The organism is Yoonia sp. GPGPB17 (assembly GCF_037892195.1).
Classification (GTDB): Bacteria; Pseudomonadota; Alphaproteobacteria; order Rhodobacterales; family Rhodobacteraceae; genus Yoonia.
The window spans coordinates 583,134-609,258 of record NZ_JATACI010000002.1 but is presented as its reverse complement, the minus strand read 5'-3'; the positions used below and the strand labels follow the sequence as shown (position 1 = coordinate 609,258).

Here is a 26,125-nt window from a genome sequence, read left to right as displayed (position 1 = left end):
TTTGTTCGACCTTGACGCCGCCTTGCGTCCCGGCCCATGTATGGCGGGCTTATACCGTTCTCTTATGGGGATGCGGTAGTCCCTTTTTTACGACTTGCGCGGGAATTCACCATGCTGCTTTTGATCGATAACTACGACAGCTTTACATACAATCTTGTGCATTATCTGGGCGAGTTGGGGGCCGAGGTTGTGGTCAAACGCAATGATGCGCTGAATGTGCAAGAGGCCATGGCGATGCGCCCGGCAGCAATCATGTTGTCACCGGGGCCTTGTGAACCATCGCAAGCAGGGATTTGCCTATCTATGGTGCATGCCGCTGCCGAAACAAAAACCCCGCTAATTGGTGTTTGTCTGGGCCATCAGGCCATTGGAGAGGCCTTTGGCGGCAAAGTCACCCGCTGTCATGAAATCGTGCACGGCAAAATGGGCAATATGCAGCACACGGGCAAAGGGCTTTTTGCCGGTCTGCCCAGTCCATTTAAGGCAACCCGCTATCACTCATTGATTGTCGCGCGTGAAAGCTTGCCTGACAGTCTGGAAGTCACAGCTGAATTGGAAGATGGCACCATTATGGGCTTGCAACACCGGGAATTGCCGATCCATGGCGTGCAGTTCCACCCTGAAAGCATACGGTCCGAGCATGGCCACAAGATGCTGGAAAACTTCCTGAAAATGACAAAGGTGCCCGCATGAGCGACGCAATGAAGCCCCTGATCTTTGCCGCATCCGAAGGCCCGCTTTCCCGCGCGCAAGCGGAAGAAGCCTTCGGTTACTTGTTCGAAGGTATAGCCACACCGGCGCAGATCGGTGGTTTCCTGATGGCATTGCGCGCCCGTGGTGAATCGGTGGCAGAGTATGCCGCAGCCGCTGCTGTGATGCGCGCCCATTGTGTCCCCGTCAAAGCACCTGAAGGTGCCATGGACATCGTCGGGACCGGGGGGGATGGGAAACACACGCTCAACATATCGACGGCAACCGCCTTCGTTGCCGCTTAGCGCGGGTGTCCCGGTCGCCAAACACGGCAACCGCAACCTGTCGTCGAAATCCGGTACGGCCGATGTGCAAAGCGCGCTTGGCATTAACGTGATGGTGGGGCCAGAGACCGTTGAAAAAGCCATAGCAGAGGCTGGGATTGGGTTCATGATGGCCCCAATGCACCACCCGGCAATGAAGCATGTAGGCCCAATCCGTGTTGAGCTGGGATCAAAAACGATCTTTAACATATTGGGACCATTGACAAACCCGGCTGGCGTTAAACGACAACTGACCGGTGCATTCGCGCCTGATCTGATCTTTCCAATGGCTGAAACACTGCAACAGCTTGGGACTGAGAAGGCCTGGCTTGTCCATGGGAGCGATGGCACGGATGAAATCACAATCTGTGGAACAACTGCTGTCGCAGCCTTGGAAAACGGCAAGATCACATCACGTGAAATCCATCCCGAGGATGCGGGTCTGCCTGTCCATGATTTCCGCGATATCACTGGTGGCACACCCGAGGAAAACGCCCAAGCCATGCTGGCCTTATTTGATGGCGCGAAGGGTGCGTACCGCGACGCCGTACTGCTCAACACTGCGGCGGCTTTGGTGGTGGCCGACAAGGTCGCAGATCTGAAATCTGGTGTTGATCGCGCGCGCGATAGTATTGACGCAGGCAAGGCAAAGCAGGCTGTTGAGACGCTGGCGCGCATTACATCTGCGGCGTGATGTTTGATCTGACGGGTCTTGGCGACTGGGGCAATTTGTCTTTCTTTGCCGACGACCTACCCGAGATAGCCGATGCGATTGCGGGTGATATTCTCCCGCCGCATGCACTTACCTTCACCGCGCTTGTACGCACACAACCTGCTGACACACGCGTCGTGATCCTTGGCCAAGACCCCTATCACACCCCGGGCAAGGCTGATGGTCTGGCGTTCTCGATCCCGACGGCGTTTGGCGGCAGGCTAGATAGCCTTGGCAATATCTTCAAGGAAATTCAAAGTGATACGGGAAGCGTGCGCACAAAAACCGCGCTGCATGATTGGGCCGACCAAGGTGTTTTGCTCCTCAACACGGCCCTGTCTGTGCCGCCGGGCCAGCCGAAGGCACATGCCAAACTGGGGTGGTCCGCGCTTGTGCAACAGGCACTACAGCACCTGAACGATCGTCCGCGTGCGTTCATCCTTTGGGGCAACCCAGCACAGGCTTATGCCAAACACTTGGCACCGCATCATTTGATACTGCGATCCGCGCACCCTTCCCCACTCTCGGTCCATCGCGGGTTTTTCGGGTCGCGCCCATTTTCAAAGGTGAACCAGTGGCTTATTGATCAGGGCCAAGAGCCAATCAACTGGGCGGACCCATGAGCGACATTCTCGAAAAAATCAAAGCTTACAAATTGGAAGAGGTCGCGTCGCGCAAGGCATCCGTGCCACTGGATGAGGTCGAAGCGCGCGCCAAAGCCGCACCCGCAACACGCGGGTTTGCCGCCAAGCTGGCCGATGCTGCACGAGAAGGCTATGGGCTGATCGCCGAGATCAAGAAGGCCAGCCCCTCCAAAGGTTTGATCCGCGCAGACTTCGACCCACCCGCGCTCGCAGAAGCCTATGCCGACGGCGGGGCCACATGCCTTTCCGTCCTCACAGACGGCCCGTCCTTTCAAGGCGATGACAGTTACCTGACCGCCGCGCGCGCCGCCGTTGATCTGCTTACCCTGCGCAAAGACTTCATGTATGACACGTATCAGGTGGCCGAAGCACGCGCCCTGCACGCCGATTGCATCCTGATCATCATGGCCAGCGTCAGCGACGCACAGGCGCAAGAACTTGAAGATGCGGCATTTTCCTGGGGGATGGATGTTTTGATCGAAGTCCACGATGCCGCAGAGCTGGAACGGGCTACGGCGCTCAAGTCTTCGCTCATGGGGATCAACAACCGCAACCTGAAGACCTTTGAGACAACACTCGATACCACGCGCACCCTGTCAAAACTGGTGCCAACCGACAGGATGATTGTCTGTGAAAGCGGGTTGAACACGCCCGCTGAACTGGCCGATATGGCCCGCTACGGCGCCCGAACATTCCTGATCGGCGAAAGCCTGATGCGGCAAGATGATGTGGCAGCGGCCACCCGCGCCCTGCTGGCCAATCCAGCCACAGGAATGATGTGATGGCGGGCCTTTCGCATTTCGATACTGACGGCAAAGCACATATGGTTGATGTCTCGGACAAGCCCGTGACCGCGCGCACCGCGATTGCGGAAGGCCATATCAAGATGACGACTGAAACACTCGCGTTGATCACCGATGGCCGCGCCGACAAAGGCGATGTCCTTGGCATCGCGCGGATCGCTGGCATCATGGGGGCCAAGAAAACCGCTGAACTGATCCCGCTTTGCCACCCGCTGCCTATCACCAAGGTCGCGCTTGTACTAACAGCGGACACCGATCTACCGGGCATCCGCATCACCGCGACAGTCAAAACCGGCGGCCAAACCGGGGTTGAGATGGAGGCCCTGACCGCCGTCAGCACCGCCGCCCTGACCATCTACGACATGGTGAAAGCCGTGCAGAAAGACATGGAAATCGGCGGCCTGCGGCTGACCTTCAAAGATGGCGGTAAATCCGGGCGGTTCGAGAACCCATGATCTCGGTCGCGGATGCGCTATCGCAGCTTTTCGCCCTCGTTTCACCGCTTGAGGCTGAAGAGGTTCCACTCACACAAGCTTGCGGGCGCGTGCTGGCGCGCAATGTGATGGCGGCGCGGAACCAGCCGCCTTTTGCCGCCTCAGCGATGGATGGCTACGCGGTAAAGGCCGCAACGATCAGGCCGGGCCAGAGCTATGATGTCATTGGCGAAGCTGCGGCTGGGCACAGATGGGACGGTACCGTCGGCCCGTCTCAAGCCGTGCGGATATTTACGGGCGCACCGCTGCCTGACGGGACTGACCACGTCATCATTCAAGAAAATGTCGCGCGTAAAGGCGACGTGATCACCATTGACCACAGCGCCAATGACAAATCCCATGTCCGGCCCGCAGGTGCCGACTTCAAAAGCGGAGACGTCATCAAAGCGCCGCGCCTGCTGTCACCGGCAGATGTTGCCCTGCTGGCTTCTATGAACATTGACGCGGTTCCGGTCATCCGGCGCCCCGTTGTCGCGATCATCGCAACCGGCGACGAATTGGTCCAGCCGGGGGAAACACCCGGTGATGACCAGATCATCGCCTCCAACAGCTACGGCCTCGCCGCACTTGTTGAGACACTCGGCGCTCAGGCCCGCTTGCTGCCGATTGCACGTGACACAACGGCATCCTTGGCACTCACATTCGATCTGGCGGCCGATGCCGACCTGATTGTTACCATCGGCGGTGCGTCGGTCGGAGACCACGATCTGGTCGGCGAAGTGGCGCAGGCCAAAGGTATGGACCGGTCATTCTACAAAGTCGCAATGCGCCCGGGCAAACCGCTGATGGCCGGGCGCATGGGCAAGGCGGCGATGATCGGCCTGCCGGGCAACCCGGTATCTGCAATGGTCTGCGGGCATATCTTTCTCGCCCCCATGATACGTAAGATGCTGGGACTTGGCGCGGCCCCCGCCCAACGCGAAACCCAAACACTCGCAAAGGACGCCCCCCAAACGGCCCCCGCGAACACTACATGCGCGCGCATATCGGCGTTGACGGGGTCACTCTCTTTGATCGCCAGGACAGCGCGCTCCTTACAGTTCTTGCCGACGCCAACTGTCTTGCGATCCGCCCCCCAACGATCCGGCACGCAACGCAGGCGAACCGATCAAGATCATCCGCCTCTGATGTTCTGCTTCCCGTCAAACTTTCGTGGCAGGCATCTTGCAGTATCAACACCACCATACAGTGTTGACACAAAACAAGAACATGAATAGAACATATGCAAAACGTGACAACGGAGCCGCCTATGTTGACCAAAAAACAGCTCGACCTGTTGGAGTTTATCCACAAGCGCGTACAACGCGACGGTGTCCCCCCCAGTTTTGACGAGATGAAAGAGGCGCTGGATCTGCGATCTAAATCCGGCATTCACCGTCTGATCACCGCTTTGGAGGAACGCGGTTTCATCCGCCGCCTTGCCCATCGCGCGCGGGCTTTGGAGATTGTCAAACTCCCTGAAGCCATGCAAACGAAAACGGGGTTTACGCCGCGCGTCATTGATGGTGACAAACCCGACAGCACCCCAGTGACCGCGCTTCCCGTCGACAAGGGATCTGTCGATCTGCCAATGATGGGCCGGATTGCCGCTGGTGTCCCGATTGAGGCGATCAGCGAAGCATCACGCAACGTTTCTGTCCCACAATCCATGGTGGGTGCTGGCGATCACTACGCACTTGAAGTGAAAGGCGATTCAATGATTGAGGCGGGCATCAATGATGGCGATGTCGTTGTCATTCGTGAAACGACTGTAGCCGATAATGGCGATATTGTCGTGGCCTTGGTTGAAGGGCATGAAGCAACCTTGAAACGGTTCCGCCGAAATGGGGCTGCCATCGCCTTGGAGGCGGCAAACCCGGCTTATGAAACCCGCGTGTTCCGCGACGATCAAGTCAAAGTGCAGGGGCGTTTGGTCGGCCTCATCCGTACCTATTGATCCCTACGATTTGCACTGAAGAGGGTCGCATCGGCGGCCCTTTTTTGTTGCTCAACGGACATCCGGTGTATTGCAGGCACATCCCCCTGCCGCATGTTCCATGGGCGTTGACCTGACCAATGATGCGCCGTGTCGATCACCAGGTCTCCATTTGCTGCAAGATTGAAGGCCAGCGCGCCAGTATTGCGTAGTCGCGCAAGGTCGTACACGGCGCAGGGCCGCTCGATATCGTCCACCTGATTGCTGATCAAGATGTCTGCGCCATCACATCCGGCGAGATCGGCGAGCGCTGTTTTGCCAGACACTTGCAAAACCCGCCATCCACCAACAGTCGCTTCCGTCACCCGCCCTTCGGTGCGCAGCCCTTCGCGGCTGGCTGCTTGGTCCTGCGCTACCGGTGCCCCATCGTTTTCCAGCCAGATCCCGGCAACAAAACCGCTACCCCGTGCCTTTGACAAGGCGCGCCCCTGCTCGCCCAACACACCCATCAATGCGCCACTATCGGCGACCAATACCTCTGGTCGCTGGGTTTGCTGCCAAAGACCGAAGGCGCAAACAGCGGCTATGGCGCCCACAAGCCGCCCCCGCCCGGCAACCAGAACGAACCATAACAACCCTAGCGACAAGATCGGCAATACGTACCAGTCAGGTGCCCAGACGTGCCCCAGCGCGCCATCCCGCGCTGACACAGTGGCGGCGACAAACAAGATCCACCGCAGGCCGATCTCCATCAACCACAGACCGATGCCCCACAAGCCAAAGGGGGCAAGGCACACGGCCAACACAGCCGCTGGCATGACCAAAACCCCCATCAGTGGCACGCTCACCACATTGGCAATCAAACCGTAATGCGCAATTTGGTTAAAATGTGCGGCGGCAAACGGTGCTGTCGCCAATCCTGCGATAAAAGATGACAGCACCACTGATAAGACAGGTCGTAACCAGCGCGGCAGACCCGATAAATTCATGCGCCGCAATGCGCCAAAGGCCACGACAAGCGCCGTTGTTGCTGCAAAAGACATTTGAAACCCCGGCCCGATCAAAGCCTCGGGTTGCCACAATAAAACAATGATCGCTGCCATTGCGACCGCGCGCAGAGTCAGCGCACGCCGCCCTAAAAGGATCGCCACGAACATCACGGCGACCATGATATAAGCGCGTTCCGTCGACACGCTGCCACCTGACAGGGCCAGATAGAATGCCCCCACGATCATTGCGCAAACCGCCGCGATCTTCTTTGTTGGCCAGCGCAGGGCTACACCGGGGATCAGCGCCAATCCATAGCGCACAAAGGCAAAGATAAAGCCTGTCAGCAGCCCCATGTGCAGCCCCGAAATCGCGAGCAAATGTGCCAGGTTCGACGTGCGCAAATCGGTCAGTGTCTCTTGCCCCATCGCCGACCGGTCTCCGGTCATGATGGCGGCGGCAAAGGCCCCCGTCTCACCGGGCATCGCGGTTTGGACGGCTTGCGAAAGCGACATCCGCCAACCGAAGATCCGGGTCCCAATATCCGGGCTGTCCGGCACGCTTAGCCGCAAAACGGGCGTGCGCGTGTAGCCAACCGCCCCCAGCTGCAAGAACCAAGCGTGGCGTTGAAAATCAAAGCCGCCCGGTTCAGCAGGCCCCGCCGCATGGCGACAGATGCCCCGTCAGGATCAGCACATCGCCGGGTATGAACACCTTCAGGACCTGATCGCCATGCAAAGACACCCGCACCCGTTCAGGTGTGCGGTCCGGTGCCATGCGGGCCAGAACCACGCGGTCAAGCGTCAGCCTTATCGCGTCACTCGCAGATCGGTCGATATTGACGACCCTGCCTTCGATGGGGCCGTAGTAGCGGAAGTTCAGGATGGGCGCTTCAACGGTGGTCACCCGATATTTGGCGACACCAATCCCGGCGAAAACCAAGGCCACAGCGACCAGCAAGGGCGCAAAGGCCACCGGCACCATCCGCGCAGCAACCAAAGCGGCAAAGACCCCAAAACACAGGCAGATCATGACCAACAAGTCAGGCTCTGATCGCAGGCCAAAGTAGGTGCCAACACCCAGCCCGAGACACACAGGGACCCAGCCGATCAGCGATCCACGTTGCGCCAGAAGTGCTGCTTCAATCTGCGCGCGCACTTGTCCTTCACCCCGCAGTCTTCTATCCCACGCTTAAGCCGGAACCCTACCGGAAGGCTGGTTAGCGAAAGGTTAATACCCCATGTCCGTTGTCACGCGTTTCGCCCCGTCGCCCACAGGTGCCTTGCACATTGGTGGAGCGCGGACCGCTTTGTTTAACTGGCTTTATGCCCGTGGACGTGGTGGTAAGTTCCTGTTGCGGATCGAAGACACGGACAAGGCGCGCTCAACGAATGAAAACCGACAGGCGATTCTGGACGGGCTGACTTGGCTGGGGCTTGATTGGGATGGCGAACCGTCCAGTCAGGCTGCTAACGCGAACCGCCATGCCGCGGTCGCGCATGAGTTGCTGGCCAAAGGCGCCGCTTACAAGTGCTTCAGCACGCAGGACGAAATTGAAGCTTTCCGGGAGAAAGCGCGGGTCGAAAAGACATCCACCCTCTTCCGCTCGCCGTGGCGCGACGTGGCAGAGGCAGACCATCCTGACGCGCCATATGTGATCCGCATCAAGGCCCCGCGCGAGGGCCAGACGACACTGTATGATGAAGTGCAAGGCGATGTGACCTGGTCCAACGACCAGCTCGACGATATGATCCTGCTGCGTTCGGACGGGACGCCGGTTTATATGCTCGCCGTCGTGGTTGATGATCATGATATGGGTGTCACCCATGTGATCCGTGGCGATGACCACCTTGCCAATGCATTCCGGCAAAACCTGATCTACGATGCGATGGGTTGGAACAAACCGACCCTGGCCCATATTCCGCTGATTTTTGGCCCGGATGGCAAGAAACTCTCTAAACGGCACGGCGCGACCGGTGCCGCCGAGTATCAGGCGCTGGGTTATCCAGCCGCTGGCATGCGCAACTACCTCACCCGGCTGGGGTGGAGCCATGGGGACGACGAATTCTTCTCGGATGCACAGGCGCGCGAGTGGTTTGATCTGGGCGGGATCGGCAAATCACCGGCGCGGTTTGATTTCAAAAAACTCGCAAACATCTGCGGCCAACACATTGCCGTCGCGGACGATGCTGCGCTGCTGCAAGAACTACAGGGTTTCCTTGCGGCAACCGGGGCCGAGGCGCTGACTGAAACACAAACAGACGGAATGGTGAAGGCGATGTACTGCCTCAAAGAGCGGGCGAAGACATTCCCGGAACTCATTGATAAAGCATACTTTGTCCTGGCAAACCGTCCCATTGTTCCGGAAGAAAAAGCCGCGACCCACCTCACCGATGTATCCCGTGGTATACTGAATGAATTGACGCCGCAGCTGCAAAATGCTAGCTGGTCCCGAGACATCCTAGAGGGGATCGTCGCATCCACTGCCGAAGCTCATGACATGAAACTAGGCAAGTTGGCCGGGCCTTTGCGCGCGGCACTCGCAGGACGCGCGGTTTCACCCAGTATGTTCGATATGATGTTGGTTCTGGGGCAAGATGAAACCATCGCCCGCCTGCAGGATGCCAGTCGCTGAAACCTATTCGTTACGAATAGCAGCTAACCGGATGCCAACGACGATTGAAGCCGCCCCTGTCTTCACCAGACACGGGGACCGAAAGGGGAATACACATGGCCGAGAACACTGATACCGCGAAGCTGACGCTGAAGGGCGAAACCTACGAATTGCCCGTGCACTCCCCAACTGGCGGACCCGATGTGATCGACATTCGCAAGCTTTATGGGCAAGCGGACGTCTTTACCTACGACCCCGGATTTACCTCGACTGCTGCCTGCGACAGCACAATTACATTCATCGACGGTGATGAGGGTGTGCTCTTGCACCGTGGTTATCCGATTGATCAGTTGGCTGGCAAATCGCACTACCTCGAAGTCTGCTATCTGCTGCTCTACGGTGAATTGCCGTCTGCAGAGCAGTTGGAGAAGTTCGAGTGCCTTGTGACCAATCACACGATGATCCACGAGCAGATGCACAACTTCTTCCGCGGCTTCCGCCGTGATGCACACCCCATGGCCACAATGGTCGGTGTTGTGGGGGCGATGTCCGCGTTCTACCACGATTCAACCGATATCAATGACCCGCACCAGCGCGAAGTCGCCACGATCCGTCTGATCGCCAAGATGCCAACGGTCGCGGCGATGGCTTACAAGTATTCGATCGGCCAACCGTTTGTGTACCCACGCAATGACCTCGATTATGCCGCGAACTTCTTGCACATGTGCTTTGCTGTGCCTGCGCAGGAATACGTTGTTGACCCGATCCTCAGCCGTGCGATGGACCGGATCTTCACGCTGCACGCCGATCACGAACAGAACGCGTCGACCTCAACTGTCCGTCTGGCGTCGTCTTCCGGGGCAAACCCATTTGCCTGCATCGCTGCTGGTATCGCCTGCCTTTGGGGTCCTGCCCACGGTGGTGCAAATCAGGCATGTCTTGAGATGCTGAAGGAAATCGGCACCGTTGACCGCATTCCAGAGTTTATCGCGCGTGCCAAAGACAAGAACGACAGCTATCGCCTGATGGGCTTTGGTCACCGTGTGTATAAGAACTTCGACCCGCGCGCGACCGTGATGAAGGAAAGCGCCGATGAGGTGCTTGATCTGTTGGGTGTCGAGAATAACCCGATCCTGCAAGTCGCCAAAGAGCTTGAAAAACAAGCGCTCGCCGATCCGTATTTTGCTGAGAAAAAACTGTTCCCCAACGTGGACTTCTACTCTGGCATCATTCTTGAGGCGATGGGTTTCCCGACCTCGATGTTTACGCCAATCTTTGCATTGGCGCGTACGGTAGGCTGGATTTCGCAATGGTCCGAACAACTGGCCGATCCACAGTTAAAAATCGGTCGTCCGCGCCAGCTTTATCTGGGTGAGATGCAGCGCGATTATGTCGACATCGAAAAACGCTAGGATGTCTGGGCTGCCTTCGGGCGGCCCTTTTTGCACATGGCTATAAGAACTGAGCGCTTGATCCTGCGTGGTGCCAAGCAGGACGACCTGATGGACCTCTACGCGATCTTTAGCGACACGCACGCCATGCGGTACTGGTCAACCGCAGCGCATGAAAACCCTGAACGGACGCAACAAAACCTAGACCGGCTGATTGCAACGGCCGAACGGCAGCTGACATACTTTGTCATCGAAATGGCTGGGCGTGCAATTGGCACCGCAGGGATGCACAAGACCGATGAGGTCGGCTTCTTGTTGCATCCGGATTTCTGGCGGCAAGGGATTGTGACCGAGGCGATGAACGCGATCATTCCCTATCTTTTTGAGGTGACGGATCATACGCAATTGACCGCGGAGGCGGACCCGCGGAACGCCGCCTCGGTGGAACTCCTGAAATCGCTGGGATTTCAGGAAACCCACCGGGCCGAAAGGACATTCTGCATCAATGGCGAATGGTCCGACAGCGTTTACTTCGCGCTTCAGCGCCCTTCGTAAACCGCCTTGCGCTTCTCCAGGAACGCGACCACACCCTCTTGGAAATCGCGGGTCTTGCCGCAACGCCCTTGCAGTTTTGCTTCCAAAGCCAGTTGATCGTCCAAAGAGTTCTCAAACGACCCTCGGATCGCTTTCTTCAACTGGCGGTAAGCGACCGTCGGCCCCTGCGCCAGATGCGCCGCCCGACCCTGCACATGTTCAAGGAAAGTGGCCGCCGGGGCGGTTTCATAGATCATACCCCAGTCGCAGGCTTGCTGCGCGCTGATCTTATCGGCAAAGAGCGCCGCACCCATCGCCTTGGCCGCCCCCATCTGACGTGGCAACCAATAGGTGCCGCCGGCATCCGGGATCAGGCCAATGCGGGTAAAGGCCTGAATGAAATACGCCTCATCCGACGCAATCACCACATCCGCCGCCAAGGCAAGGTTCGCACCTGCCCCAGCCGCTGGGCCGTTGACCGCAGAAATGGTTGGCACGCGGCAATCAAAGATCGCTTTGAGCATCGGGACGTATTCATCACGCAACGTCCTCTCCAAATCCATGGAAGCTGCATTCCCCCCATCGCCAAGGTCCTGACCGGAACAGAACGCTTTGCCCGCGCCCGTCAGCACGACGACGCGTGCCTCTTGTTCTGCCACCTTCATTGCGTGGGTAATCTCGGCCCGCATTTGGGTGTTGAGCGCATTCATCATGTCGGGGCGATTCAGTGTGATCACTGCGACAGAGTTCCGAATGACAAGTTTGATGGCCTGATAGTCCATGCGCGGGATCCTTTTGCAAAGTTTCCCCTAAGGTAATGAACTGATCAGTTTAGGAAAGCCCTACGGCGCGTCACGCCCCAAGATTTTCTCCAATTCGGCCTTTTCGGCCTCAGTCAGGCCTTCTGCGACCTCGCGTTTGGCACGGATCGTGGTCCAGCCAACGATAAGCGCGATCAGCAGCATTACAGGCGCTGCGAGCCAGAGGATCAGGTTCGCGCCGCTGGTGTCTGGACGCAGCATCACAAATTCGCCGTACCGCGCGACCATAAAGTCCAGGGCGTCCTGATCGGTATCACCTGCGACGATCCTTTCGCGCAGCACAATCCGCAACTCCTGCGCCAAAGCCGCATTGCTTTCATCAATGCTTTCGTTGCGGCAGACTGGGCAGCGCAGCTCCTGCGAAAGGGAGCGTGCACGCTCTTCCAGCACCGGATCATCAAGGATCTCTTTCGGGTCAACCGCCCAAAGCGGAGACGCCAATAACAGCATGACTACCAGTAACCGTCTCATTCCGCTGGCACCGCCTTTGGTGTTGTTTTCTTGGCCGAAGCCGCACCGATCCGCAAACGACGGTCAGAGAGTGAGAAACAGCCCCCGAGCGCCATGAGGATCGCGCCGCCCCAAATCCAGTTGGCAAACGGCTTGAGATAGATACGAACAGCCCAGCCGCCGTTTTCCTGCGGATCACCGACCACGACATAGATGTCGCGGATCACACCATTGATAATGGCGGCCTCTGTCGTGGGCATATTTGCCACCGGATAGAACCGTTTTTCGGGGTGTAGATCACCGACCTGCCGGTCACCCCGCCAGACCGAGATATCGGCCATCGTCGTGATATAGTTCGGCCCTTCAAGCTGGTTCACCCCATCAAGCCGGAATTCAAACTGCCCGACGGTCCACGCATCACCAATCTGGGCGACACGGATGTCTTCCTTCTCCCACGCCAGCATGGCCGCGATCCCAAAGATCGTCACACCCATCCCGATATGCGCGGTGGCCTTACCCCAGTCTGCGCGGGGCAGGCGCGTCATCCGGCGCAGACGATCCGCTAAGCTGTCACGCCCGCTACGCATCCACAGATCCGCGATGGCACCGCCAACCACCCAGACGCCCAAGGCCACACCGATGGGGCCAAGCGCCGAGTTGCCGCTTTGGATGGCGTAGGCAAGTCCAGCCATCACGATGGCGAGCACAAGCCAGCCCCAAAGGGATTTAGAAGCCCGGCCCAGCGTGCCCCGCTTCCAAGCAAGGATGGATCCCAGCGGCAAGGCAATCGCCAAGGCCACCATGAAAGGCGTAAAGGCTGCATCAAAGAACGGCGGCCCCACTGACACGGTCCGGTCAAACAGCAACTCGGACACCAGTGGCCAGATGGTGCCGATGAAGACAACAAAACAACTGACCGACAATAGGATATTGTTCAGAATCAGCGCGCTTTCGCGACTGACAGTTGAAAACACGCCCTTGGATTCCATGGACCCTGCGCGCAATGCGAAAAGCGTTAGTGCACCACCAAGGAAAATCGCGAGGATGATCAGGATCAGCATGCCTCTCTCAGGGTCATTGGCAAAGGCGTGCACCGACGTCAGCACACCTGAGCGCACGATGAAGGCACCCAGAAGCGAGAACCCAAACGCCATGATCGCCAGCAGAATGGTCCAGCTTTTCAGCGCCTCGCGCTTTTCAACCACAATGGCCGAATGAAGCAGGGCCGCCGCAATCAGCCAAGGCATAAAGGACGCGTTCTCGACCGGGTCCCAGAACCAGAAGCCACCCCAACCCAATTCGTAGTAGGCCCACCAGGAGCCAAGTGCGATACCGACCGTCAGGAACATCCAGGCGGCCAGTGTCCAAGGACGGACCCAACGGCCCCATGCGGCATCCACGCGACCCTCAATCAGGGCAGCAATGGCGAAGGAGAAGGACATACTCAGACCCACATATCCAAGGTAGAGGAACGGTGGGTGGAAGGCTAAGCCGGGGTCTTGCAGCAGCGGGTTGAGGTCGCGGCCATTGAGTGGTGGCACTTCAAGGCGCAGGAAAGGGTTGGATGTGAACAGCACAAAAGCAAAGAACGCCACCGCAATGGATGCCTGCACCGACAGCACCCTTGCCCGCAAGCGCGCTGGCAGACCATCGCCGAACCATGCGGCACAGGCCCCAAAGAGCGTCAGGATCACCATCCAGAGCAGCATCGACCCTTCGTGGTTCCCCCAGACACCCGTGATCTTGTAGATCATTGGCTTGTCCGTATGGGAGTTGAGGTAGACGAGCTGCAATGAAAAATCAGACGTCAGAAACGCCCATGTCAGCACGGCAAATGAAAAGGCGGTTAGCAGAAACTGCACCGTCGCAGCCGGTTCGGCCAAGGCCATCCAACCGGCGTTGCCACGATGCGCGCCGACCATTGGCACGATCATCTGGATAATGGCGATACCAAAAGCCAGAATCAAAGCGAAGTGTCCGAGTTCTATCAACATGAGGAACACATACCCCATTCAGAAACCGGACGACACACCAGACCGCTCACATCTGCGGTACATTTTGGCGCACCCTCAGATGGCCAATCCGCCCTGCATCGCGTAGGTGACACCGGCCATCAGAAGCCCGCCGATGACCAAGCGCACCAGCCACTTCAAGGTATCCTCAATCGCGCTTAACCGATTGGCAACATTCGCGCGATGGACATCGTCCACGGCATTACGCATCTCCAACGCGATGATGCGGCGCTCAAGTTGCCCGGCGCCTTCACTCTGCACGGCTGGCCTGCCAGTCCTGAAGCGCGGGATTTGTAGATGACGGTTGAGGCTGTGGCGCCGTGACCTGACCTGCAGCCAAACTCAATGCGATAGCGCGCTGAAATTCCTGTGATTTCACCTGGTGGCGCGCGCCGAAATAAAAGCTCACAATCGCCCCCATCAGCCACCACAGCGGTTCCGGCACAATGGCCAGCCCTTGCATGCCCTTACTAAATTGCTCGGGCTGCTGCATTGCCATGATGAAAAGCCAGATTGTGCCAAGCGCCAAGGCGGGACGCGGCAGCCGGTTCAAACCATCAACAATCCGGTCGAACACACCGCGACGGGGATGCACAAATTCTGCCGCAAACTGTGCAAGGCTATCTGATCGCGCAGATGCGGCACGCACCGCGCCATTCTCTGCATTCTCGCGAAACACCTCGGCCGTTTCGGCCACTACATTGCGCCCGTCCCCAAACAGGAACGTCATGATCCCAGATATCAAACCCATTGTGCCACCCGTGCTTTGTGTTGCGCCGCGGTCAGATGATAGCGATCCGAGATGAATTCTTCCGCCCTCTTGATCCATCCGCCTTTCCCACCATCACGCCTGCGGGCATATTTGCGGCTGGCGGGGCGGCGATCCGCGAGGTCATAGTAGTAGTTGCGGCGCGCGATCCCATAAGCATCCACCAAATGATCCGGTGCCGCCGCCATCGCCTGTCTGGTTGCAGCGATGGTGCGCGGGCCAATCACCCCATCAACGGTGACGTCAATCCGCATCTCGACCAGCAGCCGTTGCAAGATCTTCACCGCATTGGCCCCGGCATTGACATACATGTCAAAAACGCTGGCGTGCAACGGCGCAGGCAGCCGGTCAATCCGCGGCCCGCGAAAATAGTGTTCAACAAAGATCGACACCGCATGCGCCCGCGTCAGAACCCGGACGTCATCACTGTCGACCTGCCCATCCTTGGTCAGATCAAGGCCCAACCGGCGCATCGTATGGATTGTCACGCCATAGTTTGTCGCCCCGCCGGGATCATCGGGGTCATTCACATAGCCACCCTCACGGGCAACAATCTCTTTGGCAATTTGGGTAACGTTCTGCATCTTGGCCCCTTCCATAAGGTCGGGACAAAGACTGCGATCTATTGGTTAATGTGTGACGACAGTACCGTCCGGGTCCACATAGGTACCCTGCTCATTCAAGGCATCAATCACCTCAGACGGCATATACGTCTCATCATGTTTCGCAAGAATTTCAACAGCTTCAAAGCGACCGTTGATGTAATTTCCCTGCGCCACCATGCCCTGACCTTCCTCAAACAGGTCCGGCAGGATGCCTGTATAAACAACCGGCACAACCGCGCCACCATCGGTCACAGAAAAGCTGACCTGCTCACCCTGACCGCGCACGATCGACCCTTCGGCGACTAATCCGCCGATGCGGAACCGCTCATTTGGTGGTGGCGGTGCTTCTGCCACTTCCGAAGGAGAACGGAAGAATTGGAAGCTGTCATCTGGCAAGAACCATAGCAGCACGAGGACCAGCGCAATGCTGACCCCCGCCATGGACATCACCTGAACACGGCGGCGCTTTTTGAGGCTTTTGAGGCCCCCGCTCATGGGAACACAGGGGCCAGCATCAGGCCCTCCGTCTCTGGCAGGCCCAGCATCAGGTTGGCATTCTGCAACGCCTGGCCCGAAGACCCTTTCGTCAGGTTATCCAAAGCAGCGATCACAATCGCCCGCCCCGGCACGCGGTCGGCGACCACGCCGATATGACAAAAATTCGACGCCCTTACATGTTTCATCGACGGCGTTTGTCCCATCGGCAGTACCTCAATAAACGGCTCATCCGCATAAGCTGCAGCCAGCATATCATATATAGTCTCCGGATCGCCCTGCACATAGGTGGTGGCCAAAATGCCGCGGTTGGCCGGGATCAAATGCGGGGTAAACTGCACGTGAACCGGGCGCCCGGCGATGGCCGAGAATTCCTGATCAAACTCACCAAGATGCCGATGGGTGCCGCCAACGGCATAGCCCTGGGCCCCTTCTGACAGCTCTGCGTGCAACAGGTTCTCCTTCAGGCTGCGTCCTGCGCCTGATACTGCCGCTTTTAGGTCGATGATGATCTGATCGAGATCAATAACACCCGATTCAATCAATGGACGCAGTGCATATTGGCCCGTGGCCGCGTTGCAACCCGTACCGGCGACCAAACGCGCACCCTTGATTTGGTCGCGATAAAACTCGGTTAGGCCATAGACGGCCTCACCCTGCATCTCGGTCGCGGCATGGCCTTTGCCGTACCATTTTTCATAATCGGCCGGGTCACGCAGCCGGAAGTCGGCAGAAAGGTCGATGATCTTCAGGTTCTGCGGCAGTTTCGAAATGACCGCCTGCGATGTGGCATGCGGCAAGGCGCAAAACACCAGATCGACATCTGTCAGGTCCATCTCTTCAATTGTTGTCAGCGCGGGCAGGTCGAGATGGCGCAGATGTGGGAACACATCGGCCATGGCCATACCGGCCTTGGAATTCCCCGACAGGCCCACAATTTGCAGGCTGGGGTGTGTTGCGATCAGGCGCACGAGTTCGGCACCGGTGTAACCAGAAGCGCCAAGAATGGCGACGTTATAGGTCATTGGATTATCCCTTGGGATGAATGGTCGTAAATGGGTTCAGGCGGCGTCAAAGGTGATTTGTCGTCGCAAAAACTGGGTCGCACGACTGGATACTTGAGCCGGATCACCAGTTGTGAGGAACGCAGAATCGGTTCCCGGCCCGACCATTTCAGGCCGCCGATCCAGATAATCGGCAAGGCTTTCTGCCACCAATTCAGCCTGGCTAAACACTTTCACATCGGGGCCAAGCGATTTCTGAAATTCCTGCGCCATCAACGGATAATGTGTGCACCCCAGAACAGCCGCATCCGGTTCTGGCATCTTGCGCTTAAGCGCGTCCACATGGCTATTCACCAATGCCTCGGCCAAAATCATATCGCCCTCTTCGATGGCATCCACAACACCGCCGCAGGCCTGCGCCTCTACATCCACGCCAATCGCGCGAAACGCCAGTTCGCGCTGAAACGCCCGGCTCGATACAGTTGCGGGCGTTGCAAACAGTGCCACGTGCTTCACATCCACCTCGCGCGGCGGGGAGTTGTCGCCCCATTGCCGCTCTGTCAGTGCTTCAATCAGTGGCACAAACACCCCCAAGACGCGCTTGCCCTCGGGCACCCAACCTTCCTGCATGCGGCGCAGGGCCGCGGCAGAGGCGGTGTTGCAGGCTAGGATCACCAGATCACAGCCCGCGTCAAACAGGCGCTGCGTGGCTTTCGTGGTTAGATCGTAGATATCGTCAGAGTCCCGCACACCATAAGGCGCATGCGCGCTATCGCCCATGTAGACCAGTGGCAGATCAGGCAAGCGTTTCGCTACGGCGTCCAGCACCGTAAGGCCGCCTAGCCCACTATCGAATATGCCCACTGCCATTGCGTGCCTTGTACTTCTCTTCAAACTCATGACCCAGGTGAGTTGGATCCACCGGGCTTGGGCTCAACTCATACGTGGCTTTTCGCAGGAAATCCATGCACCCCTTGGGGTCTTTTTTGAATTGGGCGAGCATGTCGGCGGGTATGGGTTCGCCGATGACAACGCGAACGGGTTTGTTGATCTTAGACTTGAACTCGCGAATGAACATGCCAGTGCGCAATGTGCTGTGCAAATGGCTGGCCAGCTGGAACAGGCGGCTGTTGTGGCCCTCAAAGAAAACAGGGACAACGGTTGCGCCGGATTTTGCGATCATCTTGGCTGTAAACGTACGCCAGCTTGGGTCCATCGGCTTGGAGAAAGGTGTCGCCGAGGTCGACACGGTGCCACCGGGAAAAATGCCGATTGCACCGCCGGATTTGAGGTACTCAACCGCTTTGCTGCGGGTCTCAAGATTCAACTTGGCGGCTTCTTTCGTTTCGTCAAAAGAGATCGGCAATATGATCTGCTCTAAATCCGCAGCACGGCGGAAGATGCGATGTGCAAGGACACGGAAATCGCCCTGACGACGTTCGGACAGAATGCGCCCCATCATCAAACCGTCCAGAATGCCATAAGGGTGGTTTGAGACCACAATCAGTGACCCCTCGGTCGGGATATTGTCTAGCGAGCCGGTCACCACATTGAGGCTGACACCGTAGCGCGCTGACATCACCTGCCAAAAATCCGCACCTGCAGCGACTTCCGCGCCATAGCCACGGGCCTTTCGGATCAGGCGCAAACGCCCAGTGGCGTTCTCCAACACACGGATTACGGCGCGCCCGCTGCGCCGCTTAGCAGATGAGGCATAGGTGATATCGCGGGCCGCTTGGCGTTCGGGTGCTGTCATATGCAGTTCTTACATTGGCAAAAGTACCAGTTGCATATCACGCTCAGGCGACAATCCTATGACAATCTGTTGTTACTCTGCCGCCTGTTGCATCGGCGCTGCACGCAAGGTCGCCAAAGCTCCTCGCGCCGCTTAGCAGCTTTGCGCGCATTTGCCTCTTTCACGGGGCCGAAACCGCGTATCTCACGTGGTAAGGCTGCCAAAGCAATCGCCGCATCGCGGGTATCGGGGCGCAGGATACGCAAAACTTCCGCCATATCGTCCTCATACTCCTTGATAAGGGCGCGCTCCATCCGGCGCTCAGCGGTGCGACCAAACGGGTCAAATGGGGTGCCGCGCAGCCATTTCAACTTGGCCAGTTTGGGAAACGCCCACGCCATGCCCGCACCATATTCTTTCTTGGCGGGCCGTCCGTCTGAGCCAGTCTTGGTCAGCATGGGCGGGGCCAGATGATAGGTCAGCTTCAAATCACCATCGAATTCTGACGCGGCCTTCTCTTGCGTCTTGGTCAATAAGCGCGCGACTTCGTACTCATCTTTGTAAGCAAGCAACTTATGGTAGCCCAAGGCAATCGCTTCACGCAGCGGCGTATCCTGTACCTGATCTACGAATTTGCGGTAGCGCCGCGCCAATCGCTTGCCTTGATAGTCGATCAGATGCGCTTCGCGAAACGCGATTTTTTCGTCAAGTGACTTCGGCAACGCCGCCACATTGGGCGTGAGCAAAGCAGCGGCATCCTGCGGATATAGATAGGCCCAACGGCCCAGTTCAAACGCGCGTATGTTGCGGTTCACAGCGGCACCGTTCAACTCAATCGCTTGTAAGATCGCCTCATAACTGACTGGAATTGCGCCCATTTGCCATGTCGCGCCAAAGACCATCATATTGGAATAGATGCTGTCGCCCAAGAGCGCCTTGGCCAGATCAGAGGCATCAAACATCGTCAGTGCATCCGACAACCGCGCCTCGAGTGAGATTTTCAATTCATCGGATGGCAAACGAAACTCGGTGTCACGGGTGAAATCGCCGGTGATGATTTCGTGACTGTTCACCACACCTTTGGTGCGCCCGGTTTTCATCAAACCAATCGTTTTGGCCCCGGCAGACACCACCAGATCGCCACCAATCAAGGCATCGCATTCACCTGTGGCAACACGGATTGCACTGATATCGATGGGCTTTTCACCGATACGGCAATGGATATGCACCGCCCCACCCTTTTGGGCCAGCCCCGCCATCTCCATCATACCGGCGCCTTTGCCGTCGATATGGGCGGCCATGGCCAACACCGCGCCAATGGTCACGACACCCGTCCCGCCGACGCCGGTGATCACTACGTTATGGGTCCCGTCAATGGCGGGCAGTTCTGGATCAGGCAGATCAGGCAGCTCCACCTCTGCCGTTGCCTCTTTTCGAATCTGCGCACCTTCGATGGTGACGAACGACGGGCAGAACCCTTTCACACAGGAAAAATCCTTGTTGCAAGACGATTGATCAATCGCGCGCTTGCGGCCCAGTTCCGTTTCAACCGGCACAATGGACACACAGTTCGATTGTACCCCGCAATCGCCACAGCCTTCGCAGATGTCAGTGTTGATAAAGACGCGCTTGTCCGGGTCAGGAAATTGGCCACGTTTGCGGCGACGGCGCTTTTCGGCAGCACAGGTCTGCACGTAGACAATGACAGACACGCCTTTGTAATTGCTGAATTTCTCTTGCACCGCAGGCATGTCGACGCGTTCGTGCACATCGAGTCCTTTGGGGAAAAGGCCGAGATCGACATCTTCCTTCTCATCATAGACCAGTGCGATATTGCGCACGCCCATGGCCTGAACTTCGCGGCAGATCTGATCAGCCGTCAGCCCACCGTCGTTGCCTTGGCCGCCGGTCATCGCAACCGCGTCGTTATAGAGGATTTTGTACGTGATGTTCGTCCCGGCCATCATTGCAAAGCGAATGGCCTGTACACCGGAGTGGTTGTATGTGCCGTCGCCAAGGTTCTGGAACACATGATCCCGTGTCGAAAACGGCGCTTCACCGACCCAATTGGCCCCTTCGCCGCCCATCTGTGTAAAGCCGACGGTGTCGCGGTCCATCCACTGCACCATGTAATGGCATCCAATACCAGCGTAGGCCCGCGATCCTTCCGGTACTTTCGTCGAAGAGTTATGGGGGCAACCCGAACAGAAATACGGCAATCGCTGCGCAATCTCGGGTGCATTGTCGGCGCGGCGCGCTTCTGACAAGGCCAGCAGGCCCGCTGTTACCCGCGCAGAGCCGCAGCCCTCTTCCACAAGAATGCCGCCCAGTTTCTCGGCCACGACAATCGGATTGATATCCGCCTTGGTTTGAAACACCTCTTCACGGCGCCCTTCGGAGTGCTCGTCGCCTTTGTGCCAACCGTAAACGCGGCGGCCCCGGCGGTCATCAAAGATCGCTTCTTTAACCTGCACCTCGATCAGCTTGCGCTTTTCCTCAACCACGACGATCAAGTCCAGCCCCTCGGCCCATTCATGGAACGACATCATATCCAGCGGCCAAACCTGACCAACCTTATAGGTGGTGATCCCCAACCGCTCAGCCTCGGCCTCATCAATGTTCAACAGCGACAGTGCATGCTGCAAATCGAGCCAGTTCTTACCAGCGGCAACAAAACCAATCTTTGCCCCCGGCTTGCCCCATTTGCGCTGGTCCATCTTGTTCGCGCGGCTGAATGCCTCGGCCGCAAAGCGTTTGTGGTCGATCATCCGCGCTTCTTGCAGCTGCGGCGTATCGACCAGTCGGATGTTCAAGCCATCCTCGGGCATTGGAAAATCAGGGCGTATAAAGGACACGCGATCCGGGTCACCATCGACAACAGACGTGACCTCAATCGTGTCTTTCATGGTCTTCAGGCCAACCCAGACGCCCGCAAAGCGCGACAGCTCCCATGCATAAAGGCCGTAATCGAGGATTTCCTGAACACCCGCAGGCGATACGATCGGCATATAGGCGTCGATCATCGCCCAGTCGGACTGATGCAAAGTGGTCGAGCTTTCGCCTGTGTGATCATCGCCCATCGCCATGATCACCCCGCCACTGGGCGACGTTCCCGCCATATTGGCATGGCGCATCACGTCGCCGGAACGGTCCACACCGGGGCCTTTGCCATACCACAGACCGAACACCCCGTCGTGCTTGCCTTCACCTCGCAGTTCAGCCTGCTGGCTGCCCCAAAGGGCGGTCGCGGCTAAGTCTTCGTTCAATCCTGGTTGGAATGTAATCTGCGCAGGCTCCAGCACGTCTTTGGCGCGCGTCATCTGCATATCAACCGCACCAAGCGGCGATCCACGATAACCGGTGACATAACCCGCTGTGTTCAGTCCAGCTTTCGCGTCGCGCGCCCGCTGCATCAGCATCAACCGCACCAGCGCCTGTGTCCCATTCAGCAAAATCTGATGTTTGTTCAGGTCGTACCGGTCATTTAGGGACACATCTTGATGGGTCATTTCGCACCTCCCCGCGCTTCAATTTCCTGTCCAAACTATAGGTCAAAAAGACTGACCTACAAAGAGGAAAATTAATCCGATGTGTGTTTGCATCGGAACACCGTCTGCGCGTAATGTTCTGCCAAAGATAGCGATAACAAGAGTGGTGGCGGGGCGATATGGACTGGGACAAGCTAAGAATATTTCACGCGGTCGCTGACGCAGGATCACTGACCCACGCGGGCGATACGCTGCATCTGTCGCAATCGGCCGTCAGCCTAAGCAAATTCGGGCGCTGGAAGAATCACTGAACACCACACTTTTTCACCGCCACGCGCGCGGACTGATCCTGACCGAACAGGGTGAGCTGCTTTTTGACGCCACCAAATCCATGAACAAAAGGCTAGAGGCCGCGTCCGCCCGCATCCGCGACAGTGAGGAAGAAGTCTTTGGCGAATTGCGGGTCACGACGACGACCGGCTTCGGCACGCTTTGGCTGGCCCCACGGCTGCCCAAGCTTTACGAACTCTACCCCGACTTGAAAATTGACCTGATGTTGGAAGAGCGCGTCCTGGATCTGCCGATGCGCGAGGCCGATGTGGCCATCCGCATGAAAGAACCCTCGCAAGCTGACCTGATCCGCAAGCGGCTGATGTCCGTCCGCATGCGGCTTTTTGCAACACAATCCTATCTGGAAGAGAACGGGACACCTGTCGAACTCTCGGATATGTCCAAACACCGCCTGATTGGCCAAAGCCTGAATTCCATTCAAGTGGCCGCCGGGGCGACATTGCTGCAGCACCTGATGACCGCTGATATTCCGAACACATTCACCGTCAATAACTACTTTGGGGTATTGCAAGGGGTACTGCATAACATCGGCATTGGCGTGCTGCCCGACTACGTGACAGAGGACTTCCCCGATCTGGTGCGCGTTCTGCCAGACCTCGAAAGCGGCGAAGTCCCTGTCTTCCTCGCCTACCCCGAGGAATTGCGTCAATCCAAACGGATCGCGGCTTTTCGTGATTTTGTGCAGGACGAAATCTTTGCACACCGCCGCAAGATGCGGGAAACGGCTGATGGCTAAGCACCTCATTCCATTGACAGAAGTTGGCGGTCACCCTTGCCGATCCCTCAGCTATGCACAGAGCACATAGCGGCTTTGCGCTGTTTTACCCCCATTTTTTCTTGAATGGTCAAAAAACGCACCCTATCTCAACTCTCGAAGGCGGTGATGCTTAAGCGCTCATCATCTTCACCTCCCTGTTGGACTACGCCGGGCTTCGCGCCCGGCATTTTTTTTGCCGTCGCATCCCCGGTCCGATATCCTTCCATACCCGATCAAGTGACCCCGGTAAGGCATCTGCGCATACAAATCGACACTTCCCTTTCCCTCTCAGGCGCAACCCCTTAAAACACGCGCGACTCAAGCCCCGGGGGACAAGATGCAAGAGCTAGCCATCACCGAAGACCTGATCGCAGCCCATGGGCTTTCGCCTGACGAATACCAGCGCATTCTTGAGATCATCGGACGCGAGCCAAGTTTTACCGAACTGGGCATCTTTTCGGCGATGTGGAATGAGCACTGCTCTTACAAGTCTTCGAAGAAATGGCTGCGTACCCTGCCTACCGAAGGTCCGCAGGTCATCTGCGGCCCCGGTGAAAACGCGGGCGTTGTCGATATTGGCGACGGTCAAGCGGTCGTATTCAAAATGGAGAGCCACAACCACCCCAGCTATATCGAACCCTACCAAGGGGCAGCGACCGGCGTGGGTGGCATCCTGCGCGATGTCTTCACGATGGGGGCGCGGCCTATTGCTGCGATGAACTCGCTTTCATTTGGCGAACCAGATCACCCCAAGACGCGTCAACTGGTCAACGGCGTCGTCGCTGGTGTTGGTGGCTACGGCAACTGCTTCGGTGTACCCACTGTCGGCGGCGAAGTTCGGTTTGATCCAGCATATAACGGCAATTGTCTGGTCAATGCGTTCGCCGCTGGTCTCGCAGACGCCGACAAAATCTTCTACTCAGCCGCCTCTGGCATCGGCATGCCCGTCGTCTATCTCGGCGCCAAAACAGGCCGCGATGGGGTTGGCGGCGCCACCATGGCCTCTGCCGAGTTTGACGACACGATTGAAGAAAAGCGCCCCACCGTGCAAGTCGGTGATCCTTTCACCGAAAAGCGGCTGATGGAGGCGACGCTGGAACTGATGGCCACAGGTGCCGTGATCTCGATCCAGGATATGGGGGCCGCTGGCCTGACATGTTCGGCTGTAGAGATGGGCGACAAAGGTGGCCTTGGCGTCAAGCTGAACCTCAACGCCGTTCCCCAGCGCGAAGAGAACATGACCGCCTATGAGATGATGCTGTCAGAAAGCCAGGAACGCATGCTCATGGTCCTCAAACCAGAGCTCGAAGCCGAAGCGCGTGCCGTTTTCGAAAAATGGGACCTCGACTTTGCGATCGTGGGTGAAACCATCGCTGAGGACCGCTTCCTCGTTGAACACGATGGCGAAGTCATGGCCGACCTACCATTGGCCACCCTCTCCGGCTCAGCGCCCGAATACGACCGCCCGTGGGAGCCGACACCGACCGCCGACCCATTGGGTGAGATCGCAGGTGTGCACCCCATCGACGGCCTGAGGGCGCTGATCAACAGCCCCAATTATGCAGGCAAGCAGTGGGTCTATGAACAATATGACCAACAGGTCATGGGCGACACGGCCCGCGCGCCCGGTGCAGGCGCGGGCATCGTGCGCGTGCATGGCACCGACAAGGCGCTGGCCTTCACCAGCGACGTCACTCCGCGCTACGTCAAAGCCAATCCGGTCGAAGGCGGCAAGCAAGCGGTGGCTGAGGCCTATCGCAACCTCACCGCCGTTGGTGCAACCCCGCTGGCCACAACTGACAACATGAACTTCGGCAACCCTGAAAAGCCGCGCATCATGGGGCAATTCGTCGGCGCGATCCAAGGGATCGGCGAAGCCGTTGCCGCCCTCGACATGCCCATCGTCTCCGGCAACGTGTCACTTTATAACGAAACCGACGGCAAGGGCATCCTGCCCACACCCACGATTGGTGCTGTTGGCATAATCAACAATCCCGACCACATGATCACAGGCGAGATACGCGAAGGGCACCTCCTCTTGCTCTTAGGCGAAACCAACGGCCACCTCGGTCAATCCGCCCTGCTGGCAGAGGTCTATGACCGTGCAGAGGGTGATGCGCCACCGGTTGATCTGGCCGCAGAAAAGGTACACGGCGATTTCATCCGTGCCAACCACGCGCATATCAAAGCGTGCACCGATCTCGCCGATGGCGGGCTCGCTCTGGCGGCGTTCGAGCTTGCCGAAGCTGCTGGCGTTGGCGTCGCCCTCGATATTGAAGACACACCCACCCTCTTCGGCGAAGATCAGGCACGCTATCTGATTGGCTGTAACTTCGATCATGCCGAAGCACTGATGATCGCCGCAAACCAAGTCGGTGTGACACTCACGACGGTTGGGAAGGTTGGCGGCGATCAAATCACTTTCGGCAGCCAAAGCGCCCCGCTTTCAGAGTTGTCCGCGACGTTCCGCAGCGCCTTCGCAAGTGCCGTCGCCTGATCAACGTCATGCGTCAAATACTATCTCGCAAGTT

At 57.8% G+C, this 26,125-nt stretch carries 22 protein-coding genes and 3 pseudogenes; 12 read left to right on the top strand and 13 right to left on the bottom strand.

What is annotated here, in order from left to right; translation table 11 throughout:
* Window positions 1-111: 111 nt before the first annotated feature.
* The 7 genes and pseudogenes from QTO30_RS03405 to lexA all read left to right on the top strand — a co-directional run bounded on the left by QTO30_RS03405 (window position 112) and on the right by lexA (window position 5,602).
* Complete coding sequence (locus tag QTO30_RS03405; RefSeq protein ID WP_340422512.1) at window positions 112-693, top strand: anthranilate synthase component II; 582 nt, start codon at window positions 112-114, stop codon at window positions 691-693.
* A pseudogene (gene trpD, locus QTO30_RS03400) lies at window positions 690-1,707 on the top strand (anthranilate phosphoribosyltransferase). Before QTO30_RS03405 ends, trpD begins: the two are co-directional and overlap by 4 nt.
* Window positions 1,707-2,348 carry a uracil-DNA glycosylase gene (locus QTO30_RS03395; protein WP_340422510.1) on the top strand — a complete coding sequence of 214 codons (642 nt, stop codon included), beginning with the start codon at window positions 1,707-1,709 and terminating at the stop codon, window positions 2,346-2,348. The pseudogene trpD and the gene QTO30_RS03395 overlap by 1 nt, the downstream one beginning before the upstream one ends.
* Window positions 2,345-3,151, top strand: coding sequence for an indole-3-glycerol phosphate synthase TrpC (gene trpC / locus QTO30_RS03390; RefSeq protein ID WP_340422508.1), 807 nt, complete (start codon window positions 2,345-2,347; stop codon window positions 3,149-3,151). Before QTO30_RS03395 ends, trpC begins: the two co-directional genes overlap by 4 nt.
* On the top strand, window positions 3,151-3,627 hold the full coding sequence (gene moaC / locus QTO30_RS03385; RefSeq protein ID WP_340422506.1) for a cyclic pyranopterin monophosphate synthase MoaC: 477 nt from the start codon (window positions 3,151-3,153) through the stop codon (window positions 3,625-3,627). Before trpC ends, moaC begins: the two co-directional genes overlap by 1 nt.
* Window positions 3,624-4,794: pseudogene (locus QTO30_RS03380) on the top strand (molybdopterin molybdotransferase MoeA). Before moaC ends, QTO30_RS03380 begins: the two are co-directional and overlap by 4 nt.
* Window positions 4,795-4,915: 121 nt before the next feature.
* Window positions 4,916-5,602, top strand: coding sequence for a transcriptional repressor LexA (lexA, locus tag QTO30_RS03375; protein ID WP_340422505.1), 687 nt, complete (start codon window positions 4,916-4,918; stop codon window positions 5,600-5,602).
* Here lexA and QTO30_RS03370 read toward each other — a convergent pair.
* Both QTO30_RS03370 and QTO30_RS03365 read right to left on the bottom strand, forming a co-directional pair.
* Entirely contained in the window at window positions 5,596-7,179 is a 1,584-nt protein-coding gene (locus QTO30_RS03370; RefSeq protein WP_340422503.1) for a ComEC/Rec2 family competence protein, read from the bottom strand. The two genes, lexA and QTO30_RS03370, sit on opposite strands and share 7 nt — an antisense overlap.
* Before the next feature lie 37 nt (window positions 7,180-7,216).
* Window positions 7,217-7,726, bottom strand: a complete 510-nt coding sequence (locus tag QTO30_RS03365; protein ID WP_340422502.1) for a DUF4131 domain-containing protein — start codon at window positions 7,724-7,726, stop codon at window positions 7,217-7,219.
* A gap of 82 nt (window positions 7,727-7,808) precedes the next feature.
* Here QTO30_RS03365 and gltX point away from each other — a divergent pair, with 82 nt between their 5' ends.
* The 3 genes from gltX to QTO30_RS03350 all read left to right on the top strand — a co-directional run bounded on the left by gltX (window position 7,809) and on the right by QTO30_RS03350 (window position 11,128).
* Window positions 7,809-9,203, top strand: a complete 1,395-nt coding sequence (gene gltX / locus QTO30_RS03360) for a glutamate--tRNA ligase (RefSeq protein WP_340422501.1) — start codon at window positions 7,809-7,811, stop codon at window positions 9,201-9,203.
* Window positions 9,204-9,298: 95 nt separating this feature from the next.
* Window positions 9,299-10,594, top strand: a complete 1,296-nt coding sequence (locus QTO30_RS03355; RefSeq protein WP_340422499.1) for a citrate synthase — start codon at window positions 9,299-9,301, stop codon at window positions 10,592-10,594.
* Between the two features lie 36 nt (window positions 10,595-10,630).
* Complete coding sequence (locus QTO30_RS03350) at window positions 10,631-11,128, top strand: GNAT family N-acetyltransferase (RefSeq protein WP_340422497.1); 498 nt, start codon at window positions 10,631-10,633, stop codon at window positions 11,126-11,128.
* Here QTO30_RS03350 and QTO30_RS03345 read toward each other — a convergent pair.
* The 11 genes from QTO30_RS03345 to QTO30_RS03295 form a co-directional block, all read right to left on the bottom strand.
* Complete coding sequence (locus QTO30_RS03345) at window positions 11,113-11,889, bottom strand: enoyl-CoA hydratase-related protein (RefSeq protein WP_340422495.1); 777 nt, start codon at window positions 11,887-11,889, stop codon at window positions 11,113-11,115. The genes QTO30_RS03350 and QTO30_RS03345 overlap by 16 nt on opposite strands.
* Before the next feature lie 60 nt (window positions 11,890-11,949).
* Window positions 11,950-12,399 (bottom strand): cytochrome c-type biogenesis protein, encoded by a 450-nt coding sequence (locus QTO30_RS03340; protein ID WP_340422494.1) that lies wholly within the window; start codon window positions 12,397-12,399, stop codon window positions 11,950-11,952.
* Window positions 12,396-14,372 carry a heme lyase CcmF/NrfE family subunit gene (locus tag QTO30_RS03335; RefSeq protein ID WP_340422493.1) on the bottom strand — a complete coding sequence of 659 codons (1,977 nt, stop codon included), beginning with the start codon at window positions 14,370-14,372 and terminating at the stop codon, window positions 12,396-12,398. The genes QTO30_RS03340 and QTO30_RS03335 overlap by 4 nt, the downstream gene beginning before the upstream one ends.
* Before the next feature lie 75 nt (window positions 14,373-14,447).
* Window positions 14,448-14,651, bottom strand: a complete 204-nt coding sequence (locus QTO30_RS03330) for a pseudouridine synthase (protein ID WP_340422492.1) — start codon at window positions 14,649-14,651, stop codon at window positions 14,448-14,450.
* Complete coding sequence (locus QTO30_RS03325; protein ID WP_340422490.1) at window positions 14,641-15,141, bottom strand: holin family protein; 501 nt, start codon at window positions 15,139-15,141, stop codon at window positions 14,641-14,643. Before QTO30_RS03325 ends, QTO30_RS03330 begins: the two co-directional genes overlap by 11 nt.
* The gene (locus tag QTO30_RS03320; RefSeq protein WP_340422488.1) at window positions 15,132-15,743 is read right to left on the bottom strand and encodes a holin-associated N-acetylmuramidase; all 612 of its coding nucleotides are present in this window, start codon (window positions 15,741-15,743) and stop codon (window positions 15,132-15,134) included. The genes QTO30_RS03325 and QTO30_RS03320 overlap by 10 nt, the downstream gene beginning before the upstream one ends.
* Before the next feature lie 45 nt (window positions 15,744-15,788).
* Window positions 15,789-16,259, bottom strand: coding sequence for a cytochrome c maturation protein CcmE (ccmE, locus tag QTO30_RS03315; protein ID WP_340422487.1), 471 nt, complete (start codon window positions 16,257-16,259; stop codon window positions 15,789-15,791).
* Window positions 16,256-17,284, bottom strand: a complete 1,029-nt coding sequence (argC, locus tag QTO30_RS03310; protein ID WP_340422485.1) for an N-acetyl-gamma-glutamyl-phosphate reductase — start codon at window positions 17,282-17,284, stop codon at window positions 16,256-16,258. Before argC ends, ccmE begins: the two co-directional genes overlap by 4 nt.
* A gap of 36 nt (window positions 17,285-17,320) precedes the next feature.
* Window positions 17,321-18,133, bottom strand: coding sequence for a glutamate racemase (locus QTO30_RS03305; RefSeq protein ID WP_340422483.1), 813 nt, complete (start codon window positions 18,131-18,133; stop codon window positions 17,321-17,323).
* Window positions 18,111-19,019 (bottom strand): lysophospholipid acyltransferase family protein, encoded by a 909-nt coding sequence (locus QTO30_RS03300; RefSeq protein WP_340422481.1) that lies wholly within the window; start codon window positions 19,017-19,019, stop codon window positions 18,111-18,113. Before QTO30_RS03300 ends, QTO30_RS03305 begins: the two co-directional genes overlap by 23 nt.
* Window positions 19,020-19,075: 56 nt before the next feature.
* A complete protein-coding gene (locus tag QTO30_RS03295; RefSeq protein WP_445327125.1) occupies window positions 19,076-22,507 on the bottom strand; it encodes an indolepyruvate ferredoxin oxidoreductase family protein in 3,432 nt (1,143 codons plus the stop codon).
* 158 nt (window positions 22,508-22,665) lie between these two features.
* On the opposite strand from QTO30_RS03295, the pseudogene QTO30_RS03290 reads away from it, so the two are divergent.
* Together QTO30_RS03290 and purL are read left to right on the top strand one after the other, a co-directional pair.
* Window positions 22,666-23,573, top strand: a pseudogene (locus tag QTO30_RS03290) (LysR family transcriptional regulator).
* Window positions 23,574-23,931: 358 nt separating this feature from the next.
* Window positions 23,932-26,091: a phosphoribosylformylglycinamidine synthase subunit PurL gene (gene purL / locus QTO30_RS03285; RefSeq protein WP_340422479.1), complete on the top strand. Its 2,160-nt coding sequence runs from the start codon at window positions 23,932-23,934 to the stop codon at window positions 26,089-26,091.
* Window positions 26,092-26,125: the final 34 nt, after the last annotated feature.

Coding starts and splice junctions, on each gene's coding strand:
- QTO30_RS03405 (WP_340422512.1), top strand. CDS start 112: ATGCTGCTTTTGATCGATAACTACGACAGCTTTACATACAATCTTGTG.
- QTO30_RS03395 (WP_340422510.1), top strand. CDS start 1,707: ATGTTTGATCTGACGGGTCTTGGCGACTGGGGCAATTTGTCTTTCTTT.
- trpC (WP_340422508.1), top strand. CDS start 2,345: ATGAGCGACATTCTCGAAAAAATCAAAGCTTACAAATTGGAAGAGGTC.
- moaC (WP_340422506.1), top strand. CDS start 3,151: ATGGCGGGCCTTTCGCATTTCGATACTGACGGCAAAGCACATATGGTT.
- lexA (WP_340422505.1), top strand. CDS start 4,916: ATGTTGACCAAAAAACAGCTCGACCTGTTGGAGTTTATCCACAAGCGC.
- gltX (WP_340422501.1), top strand. CDS start 7,809: ATGTCCGTTGTCACGCGTTTCGCCCCGTCGCCCACAGGTGCCTTGCAC.
- QTO30_RS03355 (WP_340422499.1), top strand. CDS start 9,299: ATGGCCGAGAACACTGATACCGCGAAGCTGACGCTGAAGGGCGAAACC.
- QTO30_RS03350 (WP_340422497.1), top strand. CDS start 10,631: ATGGCTATAAGAACTGAGCGCTTGATCCTGCGTGGTGCCAAGCAGGAC.
- QTO30_RS03345 (WP_340422495.1), bottom strand. CDS start 11,889: ATGGACTATCAGGCCATCAAACTTGTCATTCGGAACTCTGTCGCAGTG.
- QTO30_RS03340 (WP_340422494.1), bottom strand. CDS start 12,399: ATGAGACGGTTACTGGTAGTCATGCTGTTATTGGCGTCTCCGCTTTGG.
- QTO30_RS03335 (WP_340422493.1), bottom strand. CDS start 14,372: ATGTTGATAGAACTCGGACACTTCGCTTTGATTCTGGCTTTTGGTATC.
- QTO30_RS03325 (WP_340422490.1), bottom strand. CDS start 15,141: ATGGGTTTGATATCTGGGATCATGACGTTCCTGTTTGGGGACGGGCGC.
- QTO30_RS03320 (WP_340422488.1), bottom strand. CDS start 15,743: ATGCAGAACGTTACCCAAATTGCCAAAGAGATTGTTGCCCGTGAGGGT.
- ccmE (WP_340422487.1), bottom strand. CDS start 16,259: ATGAGCGGGGGCCTCAAAAGCCTCAAAAAGCGCCGCCGTGTTCAGGTG.
- argC (WP_340422485.1), bottom strand. CDS start 17,284: ATGACCTATAACGTCGCCATTCTTGGCGCTTCTGGTTACACCGGTGCC.
- QTO30_RS03305 (WP_340422483.1), bottom strand. CDS start 18,133: ATGGCAGTGGGCATATTCGATAGTGGGCTAGGCGGCCTTACGGTGCTG.
- QTO30_RS03300 (WP_340422481.1), bottom strand. CDS start 19,019: ATGACAGCACCCGAACGCCAAGCGGCCCGCGATATCACCTATGCCTCA.
- QTO30_RS03295 (WP_445327125.1), bottom strand. CDS start 22,507: ATGACCCATCAAGATGTGTCCCTAAATGACCGGTACGACCTGAACAAA.
- purL (WP_340422479.1), top strand. CDS start 23,932: ATGCAAGAGCTAGCCATCACCGAAGACCTGATCGCAGCCCATGGGCTT.